This is a genomic window from Limnohabitans sp. (assembly GCF_031538885.1).
GTDB lineage: Bacteria > Pseudomonadota > Gammaproteobacteria > Burkholderiales > Burkholderiaceae_C > Limnohabitans.
In genome coordinates this window covers 1-5,803 of the sequence record NZ_JAVKLW010000067.1, presented here as the reverse complement: position 1 = coordinate 5,803, position 5,803 = coordinate 1, and the positions used below count along the sequence as shown (strand labels likewise).

The following is a 5,803-nucleotide window of genomic DNA, read 5'->3' as shown; positions in this document are numbered from 1 at the left end:
TTCTACAACCACCGCAGAATTCACTCTACATTGGGCTATGTCAGCCCGATGCAGTTTGAGAAAAGCTGGAACGCGGCACAGCTATTGAAGGCCGCATAATTGACCAGCTAAGAGGTACGTCCAACAGGGGCAGGTTCACATCTTTAAATCAGTTCGGCTCATCAGCTTGGTCTTTGCCACACTGCACGCCAGCGCACAAGACACCTACACAGGCCAGCCACCTGCGCCTGTTGCAGGTGAAGCCGCACTACCCAACGACCAAATCAAAGCCCGTTACCAAAACTGCGAGCTGGGCCACTACCAAGGCGCACAGCCCGGCAAAGTTCGCTATGCCAAAGACCGCTACATCTGGGCCGTGACGCCCGAGTTTGCAAAGAGGTTTTGCATGCCCCAAGCCTTTGTGAGTGAAGAACTCAAAGGCGCTGAGGCCGTGGCTTTTAAGCTGGTGCCCGGTGGGTTTGGTGAGAACTGCGGTTTTGGTGGCAAAGCCGAAGTGTGCAGCCAAGGCATGGACTTTCGGTTTGAGATTTATATCAACCGTGATGTGAAGTTGCCTGTGAAGAATGAGGTGGATTTCACAGCGCCTGGACCTAAGAACAGCTCATTGAACTTGGTTGGTGGAAGTGAGCTTTCATTAAAAGCGGGAAGAGAGCGTTGGCAAACCAATCCAACGCCAGGAAAAATCCCCCGCTACGAAACCAACGCTTTCGGCCTAGCAGGCATCCAAGGCGACAAAGTGGTGTGGCCGATTACCACGCTGTACTTAGATGAATACCGAGGCAAGCTCTACGACGGCAGCATTGACTACATCGCCGTGCAGGGTTCGACGGGGAATTTTAGGAACCGTCGCATGCTCAAAGAGGGGATTCAAGATTTTGTTGTCTTGGTTCAGCAAGTCGCGCATAAGGGGCGCTGGGAAGATACGCCTTTTCAAAATTTCGCTCACCTTATCCATTTACCTCGTGCATTTAGCGCCCAAGTGCAAGCGATGGACAACGCCCGCGGTGACGACTGGGAAGCCTTGGGCAAGAAGGCCCTGATGCCCGCTGAGGCCAACAAATAAAGGAGCAGAGAAATGGACTACACAAGACTTCTCAACGCACTACCGCAAGCTAAAGCGGCATATGGGGATGGTTCGAGCAATGGCCCTGCATCTGTTGGAACTTGGAACGTCACAGAGACGCCAGGTTTCAAACCCGAAACCACCAACTTCCAAGCAGGCTTTTACAAAGACAGCACGTCTGGGTTGTACCGTGTGGGCTTTTCGGGTAGCAATGACCGCGAAGACTGGACACGCGCCAACGCCAACTTGGCAGTGGGCAACTGGACACCTGAGGCGACGGACAGTATTCGGTTTGTGGCAGCAGCCCTAAAAGAAATCAAGAACGAAGTGATTCGAGTTGAAGGTGATGATGGTCTCAACACTTCGTTGCCTCGGTTAATGGAAAAACTCGACACCACCGTAGGCCACAGCCAAGGCGGTGCATGGGCTGAATTGAACCGTGCGTTTTGGGGTGGCAACGCCGTCAACATCGATGGCCCGGGTGTGGGTGCGTTGCTCAATAAGCCAGAGTTTGCAGCGCTCAAATCCGAGATGCAAAAAGAGTTCCCTGATCTGGCGCGTGAAGCGTTCACGTCCAACGACGGCAGCATGCAGTCGTATGCGTTTAGCAAAATCGGCCTCACAGGTGACCATGTGGGCTCAACGGTGCAAGCTACCGCAGATGCCAAGGTGGTGGATTTGTTGACGGACTTTCCTATACCGCCATTGATGGCGCAACAAGCTGCCATTGGCGGTTTGCATACCGCTCTGACGCACCGCATTGACGCCATTGAGGCACAAGCCAAAGCCGGTGCATTGGTCGAGACGAGCAGGCAGATCGAAGACGCCTTCAACCAAGCCGACCAAACCGCCGCCGACATCAAGGCTAAATACCCTGACACAACTCAGATTTCAGATTCTCGTGGTGATTTGCCTGATACATCAGCGCACACCAACACCAACACCCACACCTTCAGCAACTACCTAGACACCCAAGGCAACACCCTCAACTCAAAACAACAAGACGCACTCGCAGCGCAGATCGACAAACTCGGCTTGGGTGGTGACAAAGAACTCTCGTTCTATTCAATGCCGAATGGCGGAGCCATCATCGCCAATGCAGACGGCGACATCGTGGGAGAGATCAACCGAGGTAGCACGGGTGACCTCAATCTCAAAGCCACCACCATAGACGCCAGTGGCAACACAGTCGAGGTGAACCAACACATCAGCGAGCAAGGCAGCGTTCAAACCCAAGGCGAGTACAACGCGCAAGCGCAGGCGCAAGCCAGCAACCTGTTCAACAGTGTCATGGCGGTGAACAACTGGAGCCACTTGAGTGATGTGGGCAAGCTCAGCGCCTTGGTCAACCTCTACAACGCCACCGACAAACTAGGCGAAGCATTTGGAGCTACAGGCAACAACCTGCCCGGGGACTTGGGCGCAGCAGCAGGCTGGTTGAGCTTGGCGCAAGGCATACAGAGCGGCGACAACTTGGTGATTGCCAATGGCTTAAACACCGTCAGCGGAGGTGCTGTAGACCAAGCCATTGGCAACATGATGGGGCAAGAGTTGCCGTATGTCAGCACACTGCTGGAGCTGAGGAATTTTGCAGACCATCCAGAGCAAAGCGCGGGGACGATTGCTGGCACCTACATAGGGCAGGCGCTGGGGGCGGAGTTTGGGCCTGTAGGGGTGGCTATTTGTGGCGCGATAGGCGGTTTGATTGGAGGAACGCTTGGTGACATATTCGGGCACCGTGATCCACCCCCACCGCCCCCCGCAGGCTTAGTTCACTTCAGTTGGGATGCCAATGGTCACATCCAGCACACCATTGACTTCAACCAAACCGGTGGAGCGGACGCAGCCAATAGTGTGGCAGCGCGTGTGCAAACACTGCTGGAGCACGTGCTGCAAGCCGTCAACGACAAGAACCCAAGCCATGCAGATGATGTGGCGCTCAACCCCTACCTGATACCCAAAGTAGGGGTGAGTGGTGGCTATGCGTGGCTAGAGATCAGCCTACCTGACGGCAGCACAGTCAAAGAAACCATTTACAGCCAGACCATTGCCACACGGTTGATTGAAGTGTTGCAACACAACGGTGGTTTGGCCCCTGCCTGGCAGGTAGAGACAGAGCAGATCAGGTGGCAACACGCGCAAGCGCAGGTGCAAGAGCTTGAGGCCCAGCGTGATGCGTTACTCGTCGTGACCGAAGTGCAAACAGACGATGGTTTACAGATACAGAAAATTGTTCCGACCGAACAAGAGGCCCGCTATGCTGAGCTGAGCGCACAAACAGAGCAAGCCCAACATCGTTTGAGTGAATTGGCCCATGGTTTTAAAGCGGGTATTGGTGGCCATGCGTATGTGGGCGACCAAGCCTACAGCCTGCAAGGCAATGCGGTGGAGAGCGCGGATTTCAAGAGCCAGAGTTTTGGTGCGTTGGTGGTACACATCAACCAGCACGTGGGTGTGCAGCAAAGCATGAAAGAGCTGCATGAGACGGTGGTCAAGACCAGTGAAGTGTTGCGTGATGTGGAGAACGATGGGTATTTTGAAAAAACCCAATGGGTCAGCGCCACCGATGTGCAGGGCAACCTGCAAGGCGTGTTGACCTTGGACTTGGATGGCAACGCTCAAATCGATACGCGGGACATTCTGAACTTGGGCGGTAACACAAGCCAAGGCAACCCCACCGACGAAGCAAAGCAAGCCAACCAAAACGCCGCCCTGCAACACAACAACGTGCAATGGCTAGATGCCAACGGGGACGGTGTGCTAGACAAGCGAGACCCCGCGTTTGCGGCCATACGCTTGTGGGTGGATGTGAACCAAGACGGGCAGATGCAAGCGGGCGAGGGCAAGAGCTTGGCCTCACAAAGCATCAGCAGCATCAACTTCAAAACAGGTGAAGTCACCTATGCCAACGGCCACATAGATGCGCTGACAGCCACCACCCTCAAAGCCGACACAGAGGGTGTCAAGCTTGCACAAATTCAAGAGGTCAACCCTGACGGCACCTTGCACACGCTGGACGCAGGCGCAGTGCTGGAGCACGAAGGCTATCAGGGCAAAGTGCAAATCACCGACGAGGGTGGCACACGTTGGGCGAGTGTGCGCGAGCAAACCTACGAGCAACAAGCCAAGCGCATCGGCGATTGGGAGGGCACGCCTGAGCAAGACGCGCACAGGCATGGGGGTGGCAATGTAGCGGGAGCCCCTACGGAGACCACCGCCACAGGGGCGATAAGTTTTGGGCCAGTCAAGACCGTGGCGAACGTCATCACGCAAAGCACGATTGCCGAGGGCGACGAACGGGTGGTGAGCGATGCACCCACGCAAGCACCGCAGCAAGCTAGTGTGCAGGCGAACGCACAAGTCACCATCACAGCAGGTGATAGCCGCCTCAAGAGCAGTGCGGTGCTTGCCAATGCGACAACAGCCGCTAGCACATCGCAGCCTTTGTATGGACAGGTGAGTTTGGTCAATGGTGAGGTGTTGTTTGCGCCTGATGCCAACTACAGCGCTCGGCATCTTTGCTCAATGCGCCACCATGCCCGCTGTATTGCTGGCCAACACCTTACCGTGGCGCTTGAGCACAAAGTAGCCCTGTTCGTGCGCGGCCTTCACCACATCATTGGGGATACTGAACCCAGCAATGCCACCGTAAAACTTAAACCCCTTGTACTCAGGGCTGTGTTTGCGCAGCAAAGTAATGTGTTTTTCGAGTTGAACCAAGTCTTGCGCGTGGCACTTGTTTTTGACCTCAACCAAAGCCAAGCTATTGCCGTTGACCAGCACCAAATCGATCTCTGTTTGTTTGCCCTTAGCGCCCACCGACACATGGGCAAGCACCTTGTTGAACTTGAGATCACCAATCACAGGTTCTTGCACCAAAGCATCGTAGAAAAACTCTTCGGTCTCATCACCACGGTTGTTGGCCATGCCGCCGTAGAGTTTTTGCAGGGTTTTATTGGCAGCGGCTACGCTTTTGACTTCGGCGGAAACCTCGCGCAACGCGGCTTGCGTTGCAGCTTGAGCTTCACTCAAACGCAAAAACGTTTCCCGCAACTCGGGGGGCAATGCAGAAGTGCTGCGAGAAGAGTGTGGCATGGGCGTATTCAGAAGGGCGGTTTAGAGTGGGCAGATTTTAAATCAAACTATAACAAAGGTAGCGGTAAAGAAAAGCGGCACTCAACTTTGGCAACCAGCTCGGAGGGCTTAATGCCAAGACCAACAGCTATTTTGAAAACAGAACTCAGACTTGGCACTTGTTGCCCCAATTCCAAAATGGATACAAAGTTTCGATCAACGCCTGCGGCAAACCCTAGTTTCTCTTGGGACAAGCCTTGCTCGCGACGTAATTCGCGCACGACATCGCCAAACGCCTTAGCCAAGGTTAATGCGGGTGGTTTAGCGATGAATCGGTGGGCCTTAGTCATGCCCACTATCGTTAGAAAAATAGCTTAAACTGTCTTCAGCTAACTGTGGGCAATATATTCGGCGGATTCAAGGACGAAGTGCAACACGCTTTAACGAGGCATGGAATACCTCGTGAGGTGTCTTGAATCCTAGTCGCTTTCTGGGGCGGTGATTCAATCGGTTTTCAATCATAGTGAATTCCTCATCCGTCACGGTTTCCATGCGGCGCTTCTTTGGGATGTATTGGCGCAGTAGGCCGTTGAAGTTCTCGTTGCTGCCACGTTGCCAACTGCAATAGGGGTCAGCGAAGTAAGTCTGAATGCCCAGCACCCGATC

At 54.3% G+C, this 5,803-nt stretch carries 4 protein-coding genes; 2 read left to right on the top strand and 2 right to left on the bottom strand.

Annotated features, from left to right (window positions below):
- Both RMS03_RS11650 and RMS03_RS05410 read left to right on the top strand, forming a co-directional pair.
- A partial coding sequence (locus tag RMS03_RS11650; RefSeq protein ID WP_405023472.1) for an IS3 family transposase occupies positions 1 to 99 on the top strand: 99 nt, incomplete at its 5' end.
- 67 nt (positions 100 to 166) lie between these two features.
- Positions 167 to 1,063 carry a hypothetical protein gene (locus tag RMS03_RS05410; protein ID WP_310626078.1) on the top strand — a complete coding sequence of 299 codons (897 nt, stop codon included), beginning with the start codon at positions 167 to 169 and terminating at the stop codon, positions 1,061 to 1,063.
- A 4,142-nt stretch (positions 1,064 to 5,205) separates the two neighbouring features.
- On the opposite strand, the gene RMS03_RS11645 is transcribed toward RMS03_RS05410, so the two are convergent.
- Positions 5,206 to 5,487, bottom strand: a complete 282-nt coding sequence (locus tag RMS03_RS11645) for a helix-turn-helix domain-containing protein (RefSeq protein ID WP_405023504.1) — start codon at positions 5,485 to 5,487, stop codon at positions 5,206 to 5,208.
- Positions 5,488 to 5,554: 67 nt separating this feature from the next.
- Positions 5,555 to 5,803: IS30 family transposase (locus tag RMS03_RS05400; RefSeq protein WP_310626076.1), on the bottom strand; the 249-nt coding region annotated here is incomplete at its 5' end.

Excerpts from the sequence above, each read along its gene's own strand:
- RMS03_RS11645 (WP_405023504.1), bottom strand. The coding sequence starts at position 5,487 with ATGACTAAGGCCCACCGATTCATCGCTAAACCACCCGCATTAACCTTG.